This is a genomic window from Klebsiella sp. 141240, from assembly GCF_050600805.1.
GTDB classification, from domain to species: Bacteria; Pseudomonadota; Gammaproteobacteria; order Enterobacterales; family Enterobacteriaceae; genus Klebsiella; species Klebsiella aerogenes.
This window is the reverse complement of record NZ_JAQIRK010000001.1, coordinates 550127-566256: the sequence shown is the minus strand read 5'-3', so window position 1 is coordinate 566256 and position 16130 is coordinate 550127. Positions and strand designations below refer to the sequence as shown.

Here is a 16130-nt window from a genome sequence, read left to right as displayed (position 1 = left end):
CCGTATTGCCCGGTGGCGTGACGCGCACCGGGCTTACCGCGTTACTAACCTGGCAATTCCTCTTTCACCTGCATCGCTAAATCAAACGAATGCAGGCGCGCCTGGTGGTCGAAGATCTGGCCGTTGACCATGATTTCGTCTGCTTCCGTTTCGCGAAGAATCGACGCTAACCCATGGCGAACTTTAGTCTTATCGCCAACCAGCGACATGCTCAATGCCTGCTGTACACCATACTGCTCGGACGCTGACCACAGTTGATGCATATTTTCCACCGGCGGCGGCAACTGCCCGGTTTCACCGCGGCGCAGCTTAACGAAGGCCTGCTGCATCGAGGTAAAGAGGAACTCCGCATCGCGATTACTATCGGCGGCGATAATATTGATACATACCATCGCGTACGGTTTTTCGAGCCGCGCCGAAGGTTTGAAGTTGCTGCGGTACAGATGCAGAGCCTGGAATAGCATGTCCGGCGCGAAGTGAGAGGCGAAGGCAAACGGCAGACCAAGCTGCGCCGCCAGCTGCGCGCTGTACAGGCTTGAGCCCAGCAGCCACACCGGAATTCGTTCGCCATAGCCGGGAACCGGGCGCACCTGCGGATTAGCCTCGCGAGCGTCAAACCAGTCCACCAACTCCGCCACATCGCGCGGGAAATTATCGACATCGCCGCTCATGTGGCGACGCAGCGCGCGCATGGTCGGCTGATCGCTGCCCGGCGCGCGGCCAAGGCCGAGATCGATACGTCCGGGATACAGCGTATTCAGGGTGCCGAACTGTTCGGCGATCACCAGCGGCGAGTGGTTTGGCAACATCACGCCACCGGATCCCAGATGCAGGGTGGTGGTATTGGCGGCAAGATAGCCAATCAACACCGAGGTCGCCGCGCTGGCAATGCCCACCATATTATGGTGCTCAGCCAGCCAATAACGGTGGTAGCCGCGGGATTCCGCCAGTTGGGCGAGAGCGAGAGAATGGGAAAAGGCTTCTTTAGCAGAAGAACCCTGCGGGATCGGCGCCAGATCGAGCACCGAGAACGGAATGGTTTTATCAGTCATAACAGCTCACTTTGTCGACGGTGAATCTTTTAATAGTGCATTAAAAATTAATAACCGTTGTTAACAAAGTGAGCTTTTACACTTCACCTTACGCCTGCAGCTCCAGCCCGGCCAGCCGTTTCCAGTAGCCGTTGCAATCGCTGTTAGCGGTGAGATCCAGCGGCGCAGCGCCATTTTCATTGGCGCGGAAGGCGTCGAGCATGGCGAAGGTCTCGCTACCCATCGGCGACAGGCGCACCATATCAACCAGACCGTGCATCGAGGTTAACTCGTTGCCAAGGTTATAGACGTAGCCGCTCATCGTCTGAATGCCGTTAAGCACAAACACCAGCTGGTTCTCCTGCGACAGCATGCTGCGCCCGGTTGGGTACTTGATGCAGCAGGTTTCGCATTCGTCTTTTGGCCGGTCTTCCGAGCGAGCGGTAAAGCAGCGCGCGGAATAGGCCAGCGGCAGATGGCCGTAGCTCAGCACTTCGACTTCAAACTGGTTGCGAATACCCAGCTCTTCACACTGGGTCAGTAAATTAGCCAGCCAGTCGCGGGAGAGTTCAACCGGCATACACCAGCGCACCATGCCCTGTTTCAGCAGCAGGCGCAGGGTGACGGCGTTGTAGCAGTTCAGCGCATGACCCGCGACGAAGGGCAACTTGCGTTCGGCACAGAGATTGACCACGCCGAGGTCGCTGGCTTCAATCAGGAATTCGCCGTTCTCGACATAGCGCTTCAGCTCGCCCAGTTCGGAGGAGGCCTGCACCAGCGCGAGGGTGGAAAGCACCACCTGCTTGCCGCTACCGGCCAGCGTTTTCGCCATCTCAAGCCAATCGCCGACTTTAGTGGCGCGGCGTTTGCTGCACACTGCTTCGCCCAGATAAATGGTGTCAGCGCTACTGTTTGCCGCCTGCTGGTAAAAATCTTCCAGCGTCTCTTTTGGCCAGTAGTACAGCACTGGCCCTAATGAATATTTCATGTTTCTCACTGCCATTTACGGTGATAGGCGCCAAGGGTGGTTTGCGTTCCTTCGGACATCGAACCAAGGGTTTCCATCCATGCGGATTGCGGTACGAAGTTCTGCGGATCGGCTTTACAGCGATCGATCGCCTGACGCCAGACCTTCGCTACCTGGGTGACGTATGCCGGGCTGCGCTGACGGCCTTCGATTTTTACCGAGGCGATATTGGCGGCCATCAGTTCTGGCAACAGCTCCAGGGTATTGAGGCTGGTGGGTTCTTCCAGCGCGTGGTAGCGCTCGCCGTCGACCAGGTAGCGGCCTTTGCACAGCGTCGGATAACCGGCATTTTCGCCATCCTGATAGCGATCGATCAGCACTTCGTTAAGGCGTGACTCCAGCCCCTGCGGCGTTTGCTGCCAGCGGACGAAGCGCGCGGGCGAACAGGCGCCGACGGTATTTGGCGATTCGCCGGTGAGATACGACGAGAGATAGCAGCGGCCTTCCGCCATGATGCATAAGCTACCGAAGGCGAAGACTTCCAGTGGCACCGGCGTGGCGCGGGCTAACTGTTTCACCTGGTGAATGGATAACACCCGCGGCAGTACGACGCGGGCAACGTCAAAGTTGCGGTGATAAAAACGCACCGCCTCTTCGTTAGTGGCGGACGCCTGCACTGAAACGTGACGTTCGATGTGCGGGTAGCGTTCCGCGGCGTACTCCAGCATCGCGATATCGGCGAGGATGAGCGCGTCGGCGCCCAATTGCGCGGCCATATCCACCGCTCGCTGCCAACGGGCATAACCGTCGGGATGGGCGAAGGTGTTAATCGCGATATGTAGCTTACGGCGATGCTGGTGCACAAAGCTGACGGCTTCCTGCAATTTCTTTTCGGTGAAATTAAGGCCGGCAAAGTGGCGGGCATTGGTGTCATCTTTCAGCCCGATATACACGGCATCGGCGCCGTTTTCGATGGCCGCCTTAAGAGCCGGGAGGTTACCGGCGGGGCAGAGCAGCTCCATAATTTTTCCTGAAAAACGCGGCCGGTCAGGGACGCAAAATGGTTAACGAGCTGGGATTTTAGTTAACCTTCTGGTGACAATTTTTGATTTGAGGCAGTTAAAAGCGTATTGGTGGGCTCAATAGCTGGCGGCCATCATCGCGATTTTGTTGATTTACGCCGCTATGTCGTTTATTTGATATGGCACAATAGCGAAACTATTGCATGCATGGAGTGAAGCTTGTGTTGGATGAACTGCGTTCCCGGCTGGTCCGTTTTGGCCCGTCTTTAATGAGCGTGCCGGTTAAGCTGGCGCCTTTTGCCCTCAAGCGCCAGGTGCTGGAACAAGTATTGAGCTGGCAATTTCGCCAGGCGCTGGCGGATGGAGAACTGGAGTTTCTCGAAGGTCGCTGGTTAAGTATTAATGTGCGCGATATTGGCCTGCTGTGGTATACCTCGGTAGTCGACGGTCGCCTGGTGGTCAGCCAGCAGGCTGACGCCGATGTCAGCTTTAGCGCCGATGCCAGCGATCTGCTGATGATTGCCGCGCGTAAACAGGATCCGGATACGCTATTCTTCCAGCGTCGTCTGGTGATTGAAGGTGATACTGAGCTGGGTCTATACGTGAAGAACCTGATGGATGCCATCGAGCTGGAGCAGATGCCGAAAGCACTGCGCGTCATGCTGCTGCAGATGGCGGATTTTGTCGAAGCAGGCCTGAAGAGCCCGCAGAAACCTGAACAGACATCGGTAGGTGAGGCATGCTGATTCGAGTGGAAATTGGGATTGATGCGCCGGGTATCGACGCGCTGCTGCGCCGTACGTTCGGCAGCGACGCGGAAGCGAAGCTGGTGCACGATCTGCGTGAAGATGGTCTGATCACGCTGGGCTTAGTCGCCACTGACGATGAAGGCCAGGTGGTTGGCTATGTCGCCTTTAGCCCAGTCACCGTCGAAGGCGAAGAGCTGCAGTGGGTAGGGCTGGCGCCATTGGCGGTAGATGAAAGCTATCGCGGCCAGGGTATTGGCCGACAGCTGGTCTACGAAGGGCTGGATTCATTAAATGAATTTGGCTACGCCGCGGTGGTCACGCTGGGCGAACCGGCGCTGTATGGCCGTTTGGGCTTTGAACCCGCGGCCGCGTTCGATTTACGCTGCCGTTGGCCGGACACCGCGGAAGCCTTCCAGGTGCATCGTCTGGCGGATGACGCGCTGCAGGGCGTACACGGTCTGGTCGAGTACAGCGATCATTTCAATCGCTTCTGAGCCCCTCCAGTAGGGTCTCGAACGAACCATCCCCGGCAACGAGGCGCTCTTTCTGGCGCTTCGTTAGCTGCTTGATGCGATACTCCAGCCGCAGCGCAAGTGAGTGGTCACCAACTTTCTGACTAAACGCCAGCGCCAGTTCTCCTTTGCCGCGCAGCGCTTTCGCCCCTTTGCCTTCCTGATGCTGAAGAAAGCGGCGTGGGACATCGGTGGTGATGCCGGTATACAGGCGGTTATCAGCGGTTCGAATAAGATAGAGAAACCAGCACACGGTAATAATGTCAGTCTGTTAGGGTGTGTGCACCATAACATAATGGAGAATAAAGATGGATACGCTTGCCGCGATTAGCCGCTGGCTGGGCAAACAGCACGTCATCACCTGGTGCGTGGCACGTGATGACGAGCTCTGGTGCGCCAATGCGTTTTATGTTTACGACCCGGATAACGTCGCTTTTTATCTACTAAGCGACGAAAAAACCCGTCACGGCCAGATGACCGGCGAAGGCGCGAAAGTCGCCGGGACGGTCAACGGCCAGCCAAAGACCGTTGCCTTGATCCGCGGCGTGCAGTTTAAGGGGGAGATCCGCCGCCTTCACGGTGATGAAGAGGCTGAGATGCGCAAGCGCTACGTCAAGCGCTTCCCTGTTGCCCGCATGTTGTCGGCGCCGGTGTGGGAGATTCGTCCCGACGAGCTTAAATTTACCGACAACACGCTGGGTTTTGGCAAAAAGCTATACTGGCTGCGCGACTCAAGCGCCGAGCAGGCGTAGCGCCTCGCGATTGAACGCCGGCAGGTCGTCTGGCGTTCTGCTGGTGACTAACTGATCGTTATCAAGCACCACTTCCTGATCGTAAAACTCACCGCCGGCATTTTTCACGTCGACCACGATGGGTTTAACCGCTGTGAGTTTACGCCCGCGAATGACGCCTGCGCTGATAAGCAGCTGCGGGCCATGGCAGATGGCAAAGACCGGCTTACCGCTATTCACGAAGTCGCGAGTAAAAGTGACGAAGCGCTCATCCCCCCGCAACTGGTCCGGTGAATAGCCGCCTGGCAGCAACAACGCGTCAAACTGTGCCGGCGTCACGTCATCTATTGCTTTGTCGATCGCCACTTCAGCCTCGCCTTGTTTCCCTTTTACCGTTTTTCCTGCCTGTTTCTCAATCGTCACGACCTGATGCCCGGCAAGTTTAAAGGCCTCGGCAGGTGAGGTGAATTCAGAATCTTCGAAGTCGTCGGTGATTAGTACGGCAATCTTTTTACTCATTCTTCCTCCGATCTTTTGGCAGTGAATGAGGCATTTCCATGATGATGGTGGATACTTACCTCGTAAGCTATTAAGCCTGGAACATGTGGGGCAAAGTGCAAGGCAGACAATTCTGCAAAGGAGATTCGATGAGTCAGGTATTATTAACCGGCGCGACTGGTTTGGTTGGTGGGCACTTACTTCGTTTGCTGCAGAGTGAGCCGGGCATTAGCGCGATTACTGCGCCGACTCGCCGCCCACTCCCGCCCGCGGAAGGGGTCTTTAATCCTTACGATCCGCAGTTGACCGATGCACTGGCGCAGGTGGTTGATCCTGTCGATATCGTTTTCTGCTGCCTGGGCACCACGCGACGGGAAGCGGGGAGTAAAGAAGCGTTTGTGCATGCTGACTATACGCTGGTGGTGGATACGGCACTGGTCGGGAAGCGCCTTGGGGCGCAACATATGCTGGTGGTCAGCGCGATGGGCGCCAATGCGCATTCGCCCTTCTTCTATAACCGCGTGAAAGGGGAAATGGAAGAGGCGCTGATGGCGCAGGAGTGGCCGCGGCTGACCATTGCCCGTCCTTCAATGTTGCTGGGGGAGCGGGAGCACAAACGCGCCAATGAAACGCTCTTTGCACCGCTATTTCGTTTTCTGCCTGGAGACTGGAAAGCTATTCAGGCTCGCGATGTAGCGACTGCCCTGCTCGCGGAGGCGCTGGCGCCGAGCCATGAAGGCGTCCAGATCCTTACCTCGTCTCAGCTACGGGAGCGCGCTGCCCGGCAGGCGGATTAACCATTTTCAAATTTGGACGGCAGGCGTAGTATTCACCTCCTTATTTGTTATCACTTCTCCCTGGGGAATGCTATGGCTGGTCAGTCTTCATCTCAGGCGGCATCACCATTTCAATGGTGGAAACCCGCGCTGTTCTTTCTCGTCGTTATCGTTGGTCTGTGGTACGTCAAATGGCAGCCGTATTACGGTAAAGCCTTTACGGCCGCGGAAACCCACAGTATCGGTAAATCTATTCTCGCGCAGTCTGATGTAAACCCGCTGCAGGCGGCATGGGATTACGCGATGGTTTACTTCCTCGCGGTCTGGAAAGCGGCGGTGCTCGGCGTGCTGCTCGGGTCGCTTATTCAGGTGCTGATCCCCCGCGACTGGCTGCTGCGCACGCTTGGGCAATCTCGTTTTCAGGGCACGCTGCTGGGAGCGATTTTTTCGCTACCGGGGATGATGTGTACCTGCTGCGCCGCGCCGGTCGCCGCCGGTATGCGTAAACAGCAGGTGTCGATGGGCGGAGCGCTGGCGTTCTGGATGGGCAACCCGCTGCTGAACCCGGCAACGCTGGTCTTTATGGGCTTCGTGCTAGGTTGGCAGTTTGCTCTGATCAGACTAGTGGCCGGGCTGGCGACGGTGCTAGTGGTGGCGACGCTCGTGCAAAAATGGGTAAAAGAGGCGGCGACGCAGCCGGTGGCGACAGAAGACATTAGCCAACTGCAGCGCGATGAGGGCAGTTTTATCAGCCGTTGGCTACGCGCGCTGTGGTCGCTGTTCTGGAGTACGATCCCGGTTTATATCCTCGCGGTGCTGGTACTGGGCGCGGCGCGGGTCTGGCTGTTCCCGCACGCTGAGGGCGCGGTCGATAACACGCTGTTCTGGGTGATCGCAATGGCGATAGCCGGTTGCCTGTTCGTTATCCCGACGGCGGCGGAAATCCCGATTGTGCAGACGATGATGCTGGCCGGAATGGGCACCGCGCCGGCGCTGGCGCTGCTGATTACTTTGCCGGCGGTGAGCGTGCCGTCGCTGATTATGTTGCGTAAGGCGTTCCCGGCTAAAGCGCTGTGGCTAACCGGCGGGCTGGTGGCGTTGTGCGGGGCGATCGTTGGCGCGCTGGCGCTAGTGTAATTTTCCGGGGCGGGGCTGTAGCCCCGGCGCCGGATTTTGTGCCGGGTGGCGGCTACGCCTTACCCGGCCTACAGTCCGTGCGGCCTGTCGTTAATTTATACTGCCGGTGCTGGTGGCCTCAAAATCCCCCCGGTGGCGCTGCCGCTTACCGGGGCTACAGCGCTTTGCGATTTGGTAGCCCGGAGAAGGCGCAACGCGCCGCGTCCGGGAAAACCCCTTAAAAAAGTTGCCAACCGATAACAGTATCTACGGTCCGTGCGACCTGCCTTTAATGTCTTCACCACGCTGGCTGAAACTGCCGGTGCTGGTGGCCTCAAAATCGCTGAGACGTTCCCGGAAGGCCGGGGCAGCCCGCATGGATGCGGGCTGAGGGCCGTGATTTGCAAGGACGCTGCCTCGGCCCGACCCGAAGCCTGCAGGGATAAGTCGAAGGTACCACGAAGTGGCGATTTTGGCGGCCAGAGCCCGGGAGTACAGAGGGCGGCGGCGACTGGCCGCCCTCTGTGCGCTCCCTGCGCCACGGAAAACATATTGCATATAACTCAACCAGGAGCGCAATGTTCTCTGAAGCGACACGCGATAAACGTTTTTCTCAAGAGAAAAGTTGCCAACCGATAACAGTATCTACAACTCATACAGGGCTTTTATTTAATATAGGTAAAGGCGGTGGTGACGCGGCTCACACCGCTTACCCGGCTGGCGATATCCGCCGCTGCGCGGCCTTCACGGTCGGTGACCAGGCCCATCAGGAACACTTCGCTATTTTCGGTCGTCACTTTCACATTGGAAGACTTCACCTGATCGCTGCCCAGCAGTTGGGAACGAACTTTGGTGGTGATCCAGGTATCCGACGACGCGGTGCCTAAGCCAATCGGCTGGCCTTGACGTACTTCATTGAAGACTTCGGTAGTCCCTTCAACCCCCATCGCAATTTGTTTGGCGCGAGAGGAGAGATCGGCGGTCGGCGATTGGCCGGTCAGCAGGACTTTGCCCTGATAAGCGGTGACGTTAATACGCGCTTCTTTCTTAATCTGTTCATCTTTCCCTAAGGCGCTGTTAACGCGCAGCTCCAGGGTGCTGTCATCAACCTGCGTACCCACCGTACGCGGGTCCGTTGCCGCTTTGGTGCCGACGGCTGCCGTACCGACTACCGCTGCGGCGACGCAGCCCTGTAGCAGTAGCGCAGAAAGCAGGATGGCGAGGGGCGAGAGAGCCTTCATGTGTTCTCCTTATTCGTCCTGGTGTGGAAAAAGCGTGTTATCAATCAAATCGCACAGACAATTGACGGTGAGCATATGCATTTCCTGGATCCGCGCGCTGCGGTGTGAAGGAATGCGGATTTCAACGTCCTGCTGACCTAACAGGCCAGCCAGCTCGCCGCCGTCGTAACCGGTTAGCGCCACGATAGTCATATCGCGGGTGACCGCCGCTTCCACGGCTTTCACGATATCCCGGCTATTTCCGCGCGTAGAAATCGCCAGCAGTACATCGCCGGCGTGTCCCAGCGCGCGCACCTGCTTAGCATAGATTTCATCATGCAGGCGATCGTTGGCGATTGCGGTTAAGACCACATTATCGGTATTTAGTGCAATGGCGGGTAAACCAGGGCGCTCTGTTTCGAAACGATTGATCATGCTGGCAGCAAAATGCTGTGCGTTGGCGGCGGAGGTGCCATTACCACAACAGAGGATTTTGTTGCCGTTAAGCAGCGACTGAACGAGCGTCATTGCCGCGCGCGAGATGGCGTCCGGGAGCGCTTCCGCGGCGGCGATTTGGGTTTGAATGCTTTCGGTAAAGCAGGCTTTAATTCTGTCGAGCACGGGATCCCTTAAATCTGATAATACGCTATTCGCCAAAGGCGTTTTTCAGCCATTGGATGTCGTTGCCGGTGAAGGCTACCACATCGAAACGGCAATCCACAGTATCAAAACTCCCATTCTGTCGGGAGAGCCACAGACGAGCGGCCTTGAGAAGGCGTTGTTGCTTTTGCGGCGTGACGCTGGCGGCGGCATCGCCGTAGCTGGCGCTGCGCCGGTAGCGCACTTCGACGAACACGATAACCGCGCCGTCGCGCATAATAAGGTCGATCTCGCCGCCGCGCTCGCGGGCGTTGGCGGCGATAAAACGCAGTCCATGCCGTTCTAACCACCGACGCGCCTGGCTTTCCCAGGCGTCGCCGGTCTGTTTACTTAGTTGGCTGCGACGATTTGTCCCTGTTGGTACTTGAGCCATGATAACTTCCTGTTAATCACGCAGTCCGGCGTGGCCGTCAGATCGCCCGTATTGCCGTTCAGCTGGTAACCTGGGCTCTGGCGCATTTGCGCGAAATGATTCGCCAGCGACCAGGCATCGGCGCCCATTGCATACAGCCGCGCCAGCGAGTAGTCGTTACGCACGGTGGAGAGCGCCTGCTGCATCAGCGCCGGGTTACTGCCGGCCAGCATCGGGATTTCGCTATATTGCAGGCCTTCCATCTCCAGACGGAAATCCGGGCCAGAGGTGCCTTGCGCGCTACGGGAGCTGGCGTACAGGGTGACGTTGCTCTGGCTGCCGTTGCGCATCGCGATCAGCGGCTTGATATAGCCAATTTGTTCCGGGGTGGCGACGATATAGGCGGCATCGATGCTGCCGCCGCTGCTGACCGGAACGTCGCTTGGGCTGCCGAGCGAGCTATCTACAGATGACGGCAGCGTCGATACCGGGCTGCCGGTCAGTGAGATCCCGCCGCCGTTGACGCCGGATTTCAGCTCCGCTGTCGATCCCAGACGCTGCTGCAGCACCGTACCGCCGCCCAGCCTCAGCCACTCGTCGGCGAAAGCGCTGACCACGCGGTCGCCAAGCGCGCCGCGCGGCACCAGCAGTAACGGCGTTTGTTTGCCCTGATCGTGAATATGACGCGCCGCGTCGCGGGCTTCATCTTCCGGGGAGAGCGCGAAGTAGCACAGGTTCGGGCGGTTCTCGACTTTCCCCGGCTGGTTAAGGGCCAGCACGTTCAGCGAGGTGTTGCTTTTCATCACCTCTTCGACGTTTTCTTTCAATAGCGGGCCGACAACGATGGTCGCGCCGTCCTGCTGTACCTGCGCCAGAAGCTGGCTCATCGGCTGGCTGGTGGTGTCGTAAATTTTCAGCTCAGCGGCAGGATTGGCGGTTGCCGCCACCGCGGGCTGCGGCTGCGCGGCTGGCGCGCTCACCGGTTGTGCTACTGGCTGTGCTGCCGGCGTTGCGGCAACCGGGGCGGGTAGCGGAGCGGCTGCTGGTTTTGCGGCAGGCGCGGCCTGCGTTTCCGCTGGCGCCTGCACCGGTGCGGCCTGGCTGCCGGTGGCGGTGAGATCGCCGACTTCCGCCTGCGAAGGGCTCACCACATCATTATTGCCGGCAACATTCGCCGCCTGGGCGACCTGCGCCGGCACTGCGTTGCCCTGGACCGCTGGGGCGCCATTCTTCGCCGCTTCAAAACCCTGCTGGATAGTGCGGCCGAAAATCGCCGCCTGGCCGTTCAGAGGCAGCAGCAGGGCGATTTTATTGGTCGAGGCCGGTTTATAGTTTTGCATGTTCACCAGCGCGGTGGGCAGCATCTGCGCCCCCGGGTTCTGCGGATAACGGATTTGCCAGTCTTTGACGCCCGCTTTCAGCATCGCCGGATCGTTGCGGTTATCGAACCACATCCGCTGCAGATCCAGCCAGCCCTGCAGCACGTTTTCGTCGGCATTGATCACCAGCGCGTTGGCCTGCTGTGGGGTCATCGCCGTCAGCGCTTTCCACGTGGCGTCGATGTTTTGTTGTTTTTGTTTCGCCTGGCTTAGCAGGGGCTGCTGGGCAATCAGCGCGCGCAGCAGCGCCAGAGAGGGCTGCCCCTGGCTGGCGTCAATTTGCGCCTGCCAGTAGCGCGGCTGCTGATTTTTCTCAAAACTGAGAGGGTCGAGTTTGCTCAGTAATGCCTTCGCGCCCTGGTAATCGCCTTGCGCCAGTTTGACTTCCACCGCCAGCAGCGACTGTTCGCGGGCCTGCGTGCTATTCAGGTTCGACGGCAGTTGGTTGTACAGGTCGATAGCCTGCTGCTTCTTACCTTCCTGCAGCAGTGCACGAATGGCGAGTAATTGCCAGTTGGTCTTGCTATCATTCGTGCTTTGCTGCATCTGCTGTAGGTAGAAACTGGAGTTGGCCTGCGACGTACCCTGCATAAACGCCGTGCTTTGATCCTGCGTGTGGGTGCCGCAGCCAGCAAAAAGAAGAGTAGCCAGCAATACGGGCAGACAGCGCGCGGGCTTAGAACGAAGAAATGTTGACGGTACCATATGTATCCAGTGATATTTTTTTGGCTCAATGCTCAATATTAAATCGGCAATACGGACGAGACAATGAAACAACACGAATCAGCGGATAATTCTCAGGGGCAACTGTATATTGTGCCCACTCCGATAGGGAATCTGTCTGATATCACGCAGCGCGCACTGGAAGTGTTGCAAGCTGTTGATTTAATTGCTGCGGAGGATACCCGCCACACCGGTTTGCTGCTGCAGCATTTTGCGATTAACGCCCGTTTATTTGCCCTTCACGACCATAACGAGCAGCAAAAGGCCGAAACACTTTTAGCGAAATTAAAAGAAGGACAAAACATCGCGCTGGTGTCCGATGCCGGCACGCCGCTGATTAACGATCCCGGCTACCATCTGGTGCGCACCTGCCGTGAAGCCAATATCCGCGTGGTGCCGCTGCCGGGCCCTTGTGCAGCGATTGCCGCTCTGAGCGCCGCCGGTTTGCCGTCCGATCGTTTCTGCTATGAAGGTTTCCTGCCGGCGAAATCGAAAGGCCGCCGCGATACCCTGAAGGCGCTGGAAGAAGAGCCGCGCACCATTATCTTCTATGAGTCAACGCACCGCCTGGTGGAGAGCCTGGAAGATATCTGCGCGGTTCTGGGCGAATCCCGCTACGTGGTGTTGGCGCGCGAGCTGACCAAAACCTGGGAGTCTATCCACGGCGCGCCGATTGGCGAGCTGGTGGCGTGGGTGAAGGAAGACGAAAATCGCCGCAAAGGCGAGATGGTGCTGATCGTCGAAGGGTTTAAGGCCCAGGAAGAGGCGCTGCCGGCAGCCGCGCTGCGGACTCTGGCGCTGCTACAGGCGGAACTGCCGTTGAAGAAAGCCGCCGCGCTGGCCGCGGAAATCCACGGCGTGAAGAAGAACGCGCTGTATAAATACGCGCTGGAGCAGCAGGGGGAGTAAGCCTGTCAGGTGTAGCTGAGGACAGCAAGGTGCCCTTCTGATGTTGAAGGGCACCTTGGATTTCATCCTACATGTCGGAATAAATGTCGGAATAAATGTCGGAATAAAACCGCCGATTCGCGCGCAATTACACGATCTTCAATTCAACCTTCTTGCTATTTAACGCCGCGCGGTCGGCGTCACTGATGCCGTCGTCGGTAATCACGCAGTCAATTTTGTCCATCGGCAGGACCTGGTTAAAGCCCCGGCGATTGAATTTGCTGGCATCGAGCACGGCGATCACTTTATGCGCGGCGGCGGCCATCACGCTGCTGATCGAATAGCCTTCATTAAAGGTGGTGATGCCGTTGGTCGCATCGATACCATCGGCGCCAACGAACATCAGGTCAGCGCAAATCCCCTGCAGCGAACGTTCAGCGATGGTTCCGTGCATTGAATGCGTTTTGTGCCGAACCGTACCGCCGCATACCACCAGCGTAATATCTTTATTTTCCGACAGCGTAAACGCGGCGGGTAGGCTATTGGTGATGACGGTGATATTGGTCATTCGTACCAGCGCCTCGGCTATCAGCAGCGTGGTGCTGCCGCTATCGAGGATCACCGTCATGCCTTCATGGATCATTGCCGCGGCGGCCTGGGCGATGCGCTTTTTCGGATCGCTGGCGAGCTGATAACGATCTTCCAGTACCACTTCCAGGTTATCACTCTCGGTCAGATCGCTACCCGGGCGGGCGGCGCCGCCGTGAAAACGGGTCACCAGGCCTTTCTCTTCCAGCATACGGAGGTCGGCGCGAATGGTGACTTCAGAGATGCCAAAGAGATTCGAAAGGTCTAAAACCAATACGCTGCCCTGCGTATTCACCATATCGACGATTTTGTTCCTTCGTTCAAATGAGTTCATCTTGATTTGCCTGATAATTAACTCAACTTAGTTTAATCGAAGGATAACGAAAGTTGAACGATAATTTTCGAAAGGTAATGTGAGCCAGCGCAGATTGCTGGCTCAAGCGATCAGGAAAGTTTAAGTAGGATTTTACCCTGCATCGGTGCGCCGTTTAGCGCCTGAACTTCGCGAGCAAAACTCTCGGCATCGCCGCGATGAGCTATCAACGGCGCCAACTGCAGGCGTTTTTCCGTCAGCAGGCGGGTTGCTGTTTGCCACTCTTCTCCCGGCCACGGGCCTGAGTAGTTCATCCAACTGCCGACGATATTCAGCTCTTTACGCAGAATTTGCCCGAAGGTGACGGCAGGCAGCGTTAGGTCGTGATGCAGGGTACCGACCAGCGCCAGCTGCGCCCGCGGCCCGGCGGCTTCAATTGCTAATGCGACGGTCTGCGGCGTACCGGCGGTCTCGAGGACGAGCTGATCGAACTGGATTTCCTCCAGCGCCTGTTGAATCGCCTGGCTGCTCATCTCGCGGCTGTTGAACACCCGGCTCGCGCCAAGGGTTTTGGCCAGCTCCAGCTTCTGTGGATTAATGTCGATAGCCGTGACGCTATTGGCTCCCAGCTCGCGGGCGCACTGCAGCGCCAGCAGGCCGATGGTGCCGGCGCCGATAATAATGACGTTTTTACCCTCGCAGCCCTGCGCCAGATGAAAAGCGTGCAGGCCAACGGTTATTGGCTCGATAAACGCGCCATCATCAATGGGCATCTGATCCGGCAGGCGGAACAGGTTGGCGCGCTTCACCACCACGTATTCGGCGTTGCCGCCCTCGCTGCGGGAGCCGACGAACTGATACTGCTTACATAAAGAAAAATATTCGCGCTGGCACTGCGGACACTGGAAGCAGGGCAGCAGCGGCACGCAGGCAACAGCATCACCGGGCTGTAGATCGGTCACCGCCGCGCCGTAGGACTCGACATAGCCGCTGAATTCATGCCCAAGCGTAATAGGGTAGTAATGCGCGCCTTTGGCGAAAATGCGCGGGATATCGGAGCCGCACAGCCCGGAGCTGACCACTTTGACCAGGACATCGTCTTCCGTTTGCAGCGTGGGGATGGGGCGTTCTTCAACGCAGACGTTCCCCTCAGCATGGATTACCACTGATTTCATACCATTCTCCAGAAATGTTCAGGGGAGCGGCGCTCCCCTAATGCTTAAGATGCGGTTGGATGCTGTTGCGCGGCGGCGCTTTTCTCTGCTTTCTCTACCGCCATGAAGCGGCGGGCGCGACGCCAGGTCAGCAGGACGCCAGCCAGATAGATGATGCCGATAATTGCGAAGCCGACCACGTTCTGCCAGGTGAAGAGCTGGATCAGCAGCCAGGTAATCGGCGAGCCGCCCTGGTCCATCGAAGCCACCATACCGCCCGCTTTTAACGCCCCGGCGTTTGCCGCCAGCTGCGTGTGTAAGCCGATGGTCTGGGTTGCGATCCATAGGGTGATACCCATAATGATGACCCCGGAAATCAGGGTGCGGAACAGGTTGCCCTGATGCACCGCTACCGCCATCGCCACGAAGAAACCAATGGTCGCCAGGTCGCCGAACGGCAGGACCTGGTTGCCTGGAACCACGACGGCGATCAGAATGCTCAGCGGGATGAAAATCAGGCTGGCGGACACCACCGAGGTATGGCCAAGCAGCAGCGCCGGGTCGAGACCAATCAGGAACTCCTGGCCGCCGAATTTAGCCTGCAGACGTTTACGCGCCTGTTTGGCTATCGGGTTGAGGCCATCCATAATGGGTTTGATCACCCGCGGCATCAGCAGCATCACCGCCGCGGTTTTCACCGCCAACTGCAGAATGCCTTTCAGGTCATAACCCGCCAGCGCGCCAATCACCAGCCCCATGACGAAACCGACGGTGACCGGTTCGCCGAAGGGGCCGAAGCGTTTCTGGATATCATCGGCGCTAAAGTGAATGCGGTTAAGGCCGGGGATTTTGTCGATGATGGTATCGACGAGCACCGCAATCGGCCCTAAGTACGCCGAACTGCCGTGCGGTATCGCGATGCCATCAAGGCCGAAGAAATCGCGGGTATCCCTGGCAAACCAGTCGCCCAGTTTGTAAACGAAGGCGGCATGAACCACGACGCCGAGAATCCCTATCCAGTAGGAACCGGTCGCGATATGCAGCATCGCGCCGGTAAAGGTCATATGCCAGATGTTCCAGATATCGACGTTCACCACGCGGGTCATGCGGGTGACCAGCATGACGATATTGACCACGATGGCGACCGGAATGGCTACCAGCGCGATTTGCGACGCCCAGGTCATCGGCGATGACCCCGGCCAGCCGATATCAATCACGTGAAGGTTAATCTGGAAATGCTCCGCCATCGCCTTTGCCGCCGGGCCGATGGAGTCGAGCATCAGGCCAATAACCAGGCCGATGCCGACAAAACCGATCCCGATGTGCAGACCGGATTTGAAACAGTCCCCGAGCTTCATCCCCAGCAGTTTGGAGAAGATAATGATCACGATCGGCAGCATCACCGTCGGACCAAGATCGAGGATATAACGCATGATTTCGCTGAACATGGC

The 16130-nt window shown here is 57.9% G+C and carries 18 protein-coding genes; 6 read left to right on the top strand and 12 right to left on the bottom strand.

Going from position 1 to position 16130, the window contains the following annotated elements:
- Window positions 1-44 precede the first annotated feature (44 nt).
- The 3 genes from PGQ95_RS02665 to ubiU form a co-directional block, all read right to left on the bottom strand.
- The gene (locus PGQ95_RS02665) at window positions 45-1052 is read right to left on the bottom strand and encodes a luciferase-like monooxygenase (protein ID WP_430916901.1); all 1008 of its coding nucleotides are present in this window, start codon (window positions 1050-1052) and stop codon (window positions 45-47) included.
- 88 nt (window positions 1053-1140) lie between these two features.
- The gene (locus PGQ95_RS02660) at window positions 1141-2019 is read right to left on the bottom strand and encodes a U32 family peptidase (protein ID WP_430916899.1); all 879 of its coding nucleotides are present in this window, start codon (window positions 2017-2019) and stop codon (window positions 1141-1143) included.
- A 5-nt stretch (window positions 2020-2024) separates the two neighbouring features.
- Window positions 2025-3020, bottom strand: a complete 996-nt coding sequence (gene ubiU, locus PGQ95_RS02655) for a ubiquinone anaerobic biosynthesis protein UbiU (RefSeq protein ID WP_045377933.1) — start codon at window positions 3018-3020, stop codon at window positions 2025-2027.
- A gap of 221 nt (window positions 3021-3241) precedes the next feature.
- Here ubiU and ubiT point away from each other — a divergent pair, with 221 nt between their 5' ends.
- Together ubiT and PGQ95_RS02645 are read left to right on the top strand one after the other, a co-directional pair.
- Window positions 3242-3766 (top strand): ubiquinone anaerobic biosynthesis accessory factor UbiT, encoded by a 525-nt coding sequence (ubiT, locus tag PGQ95_RS02650; RefSeq protein WP_015369536.1) that lies wholly within the window; start codon window positions 3242-3244, stop codon window positions 3764-3766.
- A complete protein-coding gene (locus PGQ95_RS02645; protein WP_015703593.1) occupies window positions 3760-4263 on the top strand; it encodes a GNAT family N-acetyltransferase in 504 nt (167 codons plus the stop codon). Before ubiT ends, PGQ95_RS02645 begins: the two co-directional genes overlap by 7 nt.
- Here PGQ95_RS02645 and PGQ95_RS02640 read toward each other — a convergent pair.
- Complete coding sequence (locus tag PGQ95_RS02640; RefSeq protein WP_026612209.1) at window positions 4250-4540, bottom strand: GIY-YIG nuclease family protein; 291 nt, start codon at window positions 4538-4540, stop codon at window positions 4250-4252. The genes PGQ95_RS02645 and PGQ95_RS02640 overlap by 14 nt on opposite strands.
- Before the next feature lie 49 nt (window positions 4541-4589).
- Here PGQ95_RS02640 and PGQ95_RS02635 point away from each other — a divergent pair, with 49 nt between their 5' ends.
- Window positions 4590-5033 (top strand): YhbP family protein, encoded by a 444-nt coding sequence (locus tag PGQ95_RS02635; RefSeq protein ID WP_087859919.1) that lies wholly within the window; start codon window positions 4590-4592, stop codon window positions 5031-5033.
- On the opposite strand, the gene PGQ95_RS02630 is transcribed toward PGQ95_RS02635, so the two are convergent.
- Window positions 5013-5531, bottom strand: coding sequence for a type 1 glutamine amidotransferase domain-containing protein (locus PGQ95_RS02630; protein ID WP_020077844.1), 519 nt, complete (start codon window positions 5529-5531; stop codon window positions 5013-5015). The genes PGQ95_RS02635 and PGQ95_RS02630 overlap by 21 nt on opposite strands.
- Window positions 5532-5659: 128 nt before the next feature.
- On the opposite strand from PGQ95_RS02630, the gene PGQ95_RS02625 reads away from it, so the two are divergent.
- Both PGQ95_RS02625 and PGQ95_RS02620 read left to right on the top strand, forming a co-directional pair.
- Complete coding sequence (locus tag PGQ95_RS02625; protein ID WP_213793678.1) at window positions 5660-6307, top strand: NAD(P)H-binding protein; 648 nt, start codon at window positions 5660-5662, stop codon at window positions 6305-6307.
- 72 nt (window positions 6308-6379) lie between these two features.
- On the top strand, window positions 6380-7423 hold the full coding sequence (locus PGQ95_RS02620) for a permease (protein ID WP_113373131.1): 1044 nt from the start codon (window positions 6380-6382) through the stop codon (window positions 7421-7423).
- A 644-nt stretch (window positions 7424-8067) separates the two neighbouring features.
- Here PGQ95_RS02620 and dolP read toward each other — a convergent pair.
- The 4 genes from dolP to PGQ95_RS02600 are packed head-to-tail and all read right to left on the bottom strand — an operon-like array spanning window position 8068 to window position 11718.
- Complete coding sequence (dolP, locus tag PGQ95_RS02615; RefSeq protein ID WP_015369543.1) at window positions 8068-8643, bottom strand: division/outer membrane stress-associated lipid-binding lipoprotein; 576 nt, start codon at window positions 8641-8643, stop codon at window positions 8068-8070.
- A 9-nt stretch (window positions 8644-8652) separates the two neighbouring features.
- Window positions 8653-9243 carry a DnaA initiator-associating protein DiaA gene (gene diaA / locus PGQ95_RS02610; protein WP_015369544.1) on the bottom strand — a complete coding sequence of 197 codons (591 nt, stop codon included), beginning with the start codon at window positions 9241-9243 and terminating at the stop codon, window positions 8653-8655.
- 25 nt (window positions 9244-9268) lie between these two features.
- Window positions 9269-9655, bottom strand: coding sequence for a YraN family protein (locus tag PGQ95_RS02605; RefSeq protein ID WP_045394928.1), 387 nt, complete (start codon window positions 9653-9655; stop codon window positions 9269-9271).
- Window positions 9613-11718 carry a penicillin-binding protein activator gene (locus PGQ95_RS02600; protein ID WP_430916896.1) on the bottom strand — a complete coding sequence of 702 codons (2106 nt, stop codon included), beginning with the start codon at window positions 11716-11718 and terminating at the stop codon, window positions 9613-9615. Before PGQ95_RS02600 ends, PGQ95_RS02605 begins: the two co-directional genes overlap by 43 nt.
- 63 nt (window positions 11719-11781) lie before the next feature.
- On the opposite strand from PGQ95_RS02600, the gene rsmI reads away from it, so the two are divergent.
- Window positions 11782-12645 carry a 16S rRNA (cytidine(1402)-2'-O)-methyltransferase gene (rsmI, locus tag PGQ95_RS02595; protein WP_047044743.1) on the top strand — a complete coding sequence of 288 codons (864 nt, stop codon included), beginning with the start codon at window positions 11782-11784 and terminating at the stop codon, window positions 12643-12645.
- 127 nt (window positions 12646-12772) lie between these two features.
- Here rsmI and PGQ95_RS02590 read toward each other — a convergent pair whose 3' ends face one another.
- The 3 genes from PGQ95_RS02590 to PGQ95_RS02580 form a co-directional block, all read right to left on the bottom strand.
- Window positions 12773-13546: a DeoR/GlpR family DNA-binding transcription regulator gene (locus PGQ95_RS02590; protein WP_316424668.1), complete on the bottom strand. Its 774-nt coding sequence runs from the start codon at window positions 13544-13546 to the stop codon at window positions 12773-12775.
- Window positions 13547-13656: 110 nt separating this feature from the next.
- Window positions 13657-14700: a galactitol-1-phosphate 5-dehydrogenase gene (gatD, locus tag PGQ95_RS02585; protein WP_213793676.1), complete on the bottom strand. Its 1044-nt coding sequence runs from the start codon at window positions 14698-14700 to the stop codon at window positions 13657-13659.
- Between the two features lie 44 nt (window positions 14701-14744).
- Window positions 14745-16127 carry a galactitol-specific PTS transporter subunit IIC gene (locus PGQ95_RS02580; RefSeq protein ID WP_087859911.1) on the bottom strand — a complete coding sequence of 461 codons (1383 nt, stop codon included), beginning with the start codon at window positions 16125-16127 and terminating at the stop codon, window positions 14745-14747.
- Window positions 16128-16130: the final 3 nt, after the last annotated feature.

What these genes read in the sequence shown, in the direction of transcription:
- PGQ95_RS02660 (WP_430916899.1), bottom strand. Translation starts at nt 2,019, where the DNA reads ATGAAATATTCATTAGGGCCAGTGCTGTACTACTGGCCAAAAGAGACG.
- PGQ95_RS02625 (WP_213793678.1), top strand. Translation starts at nt 5,660, where the DNA reads ATGAGTCAGGTATTATTAACCGGCGCGACTGGTTTGGTTGGTGGGCAC.
- PGQ95_RS02590 (WP_316424668.1), bottom strand. Translation starts at nt 13,546, where the DNA reads ATGAACTCATTTGAACGAAGGAACAAAATCGTCGATATGGTGAATACG.
- PGQ95_RS02665 (WP_430916901.1), bottom strand. Translation starts at nt 1,052, where the DNA reads ATGACTGATAAAACCATTCCGTTCTCGGTGCTCGATCTGGCGCCGATC.
- PGQ95_RS02605 (WP_045394928.1), bottom strand. Translation starts at nt 9,655, where the DNA reads ATGGCTCAAGTACCAACAGGGACAAATCGTCGCAGCCAACTAAGTAAA.
- PGQ95_RS02645 (WP_015703593.1), top strand. Translation starts at nt 3,760, where the DNA reads ATGCTGATTCGAGTGGAAATTGGGATTGATGCGCCGGGTATCGACGCG.
- PGQ95_RS02580 (WP_087859911.1), bottom strand. Translation starts at nt 16,127, where the DNA reads ATGTTCAGCGAAATCATGCGTTATATCCTCGATCTTGGTCCGACGGTG.
- gatD (WP_213793676.1), bottom strand. Translation starts at nt 14,700, where the DNA reads ATGAAATCAGTGGTAATCCATGCTGAGGGGAACGTCTGCGTTGAAGAA.
- PGQ95_RS02600 (WP_430916896.1), bottom strand. Translation starts at nt 11,718, where the DNA reads ATGGTACCGTCAACATTTCTTCGTTCTAAGCCCGCGCGCTGTCTGCCC.
- dolP (WP_015369543.1), bottom strand. Translation starts at nt 8,643, where the DNA reads ATGAAGGCTCTCTCGCCCCTCGCCATCCTGCTTTCTGCGCTACTGCTA.
- ubiU (WP_045377933.1), bottom strand. Translation starts at nt 3,020, where the DNA reads ATGGAGCTGCTCTGCCCCGCCGGTAACCTCCCGGCTCTTAAGGCGGCC.
- PGQ95_RS02630 (WP_020077844.1), bottom strand. Translation starts at nt 5,531, where the DNA reads ATGAGTAAAAAGATTGCCGTACTAATCACCGACGACTTCGAAGATTCT.
- rsmI (WP_047044743.1), top strand. Translation starts at nt 11,782, where the DNA reads ATGAAACAACACGAATCAGCGGATAATTCTCAGGGGCAACTGTATATT.
- PGQ95_RS02635 (WP_087859919.1), top strand. Translation starts at nt 4,590, where the DNA reads ATGGATACGCTTGCCGCGATTAGCCGCTGGCTGGGCAAACAGCACGTC.
- PGQ95_RS02620 (WP_113373131.1), top strand. Translation starts at nt 6,380, where the DNA reads ATGGCTGGTCAGTCTTCATCTCAGGCGGCATCACCATTTCAATGGTGG.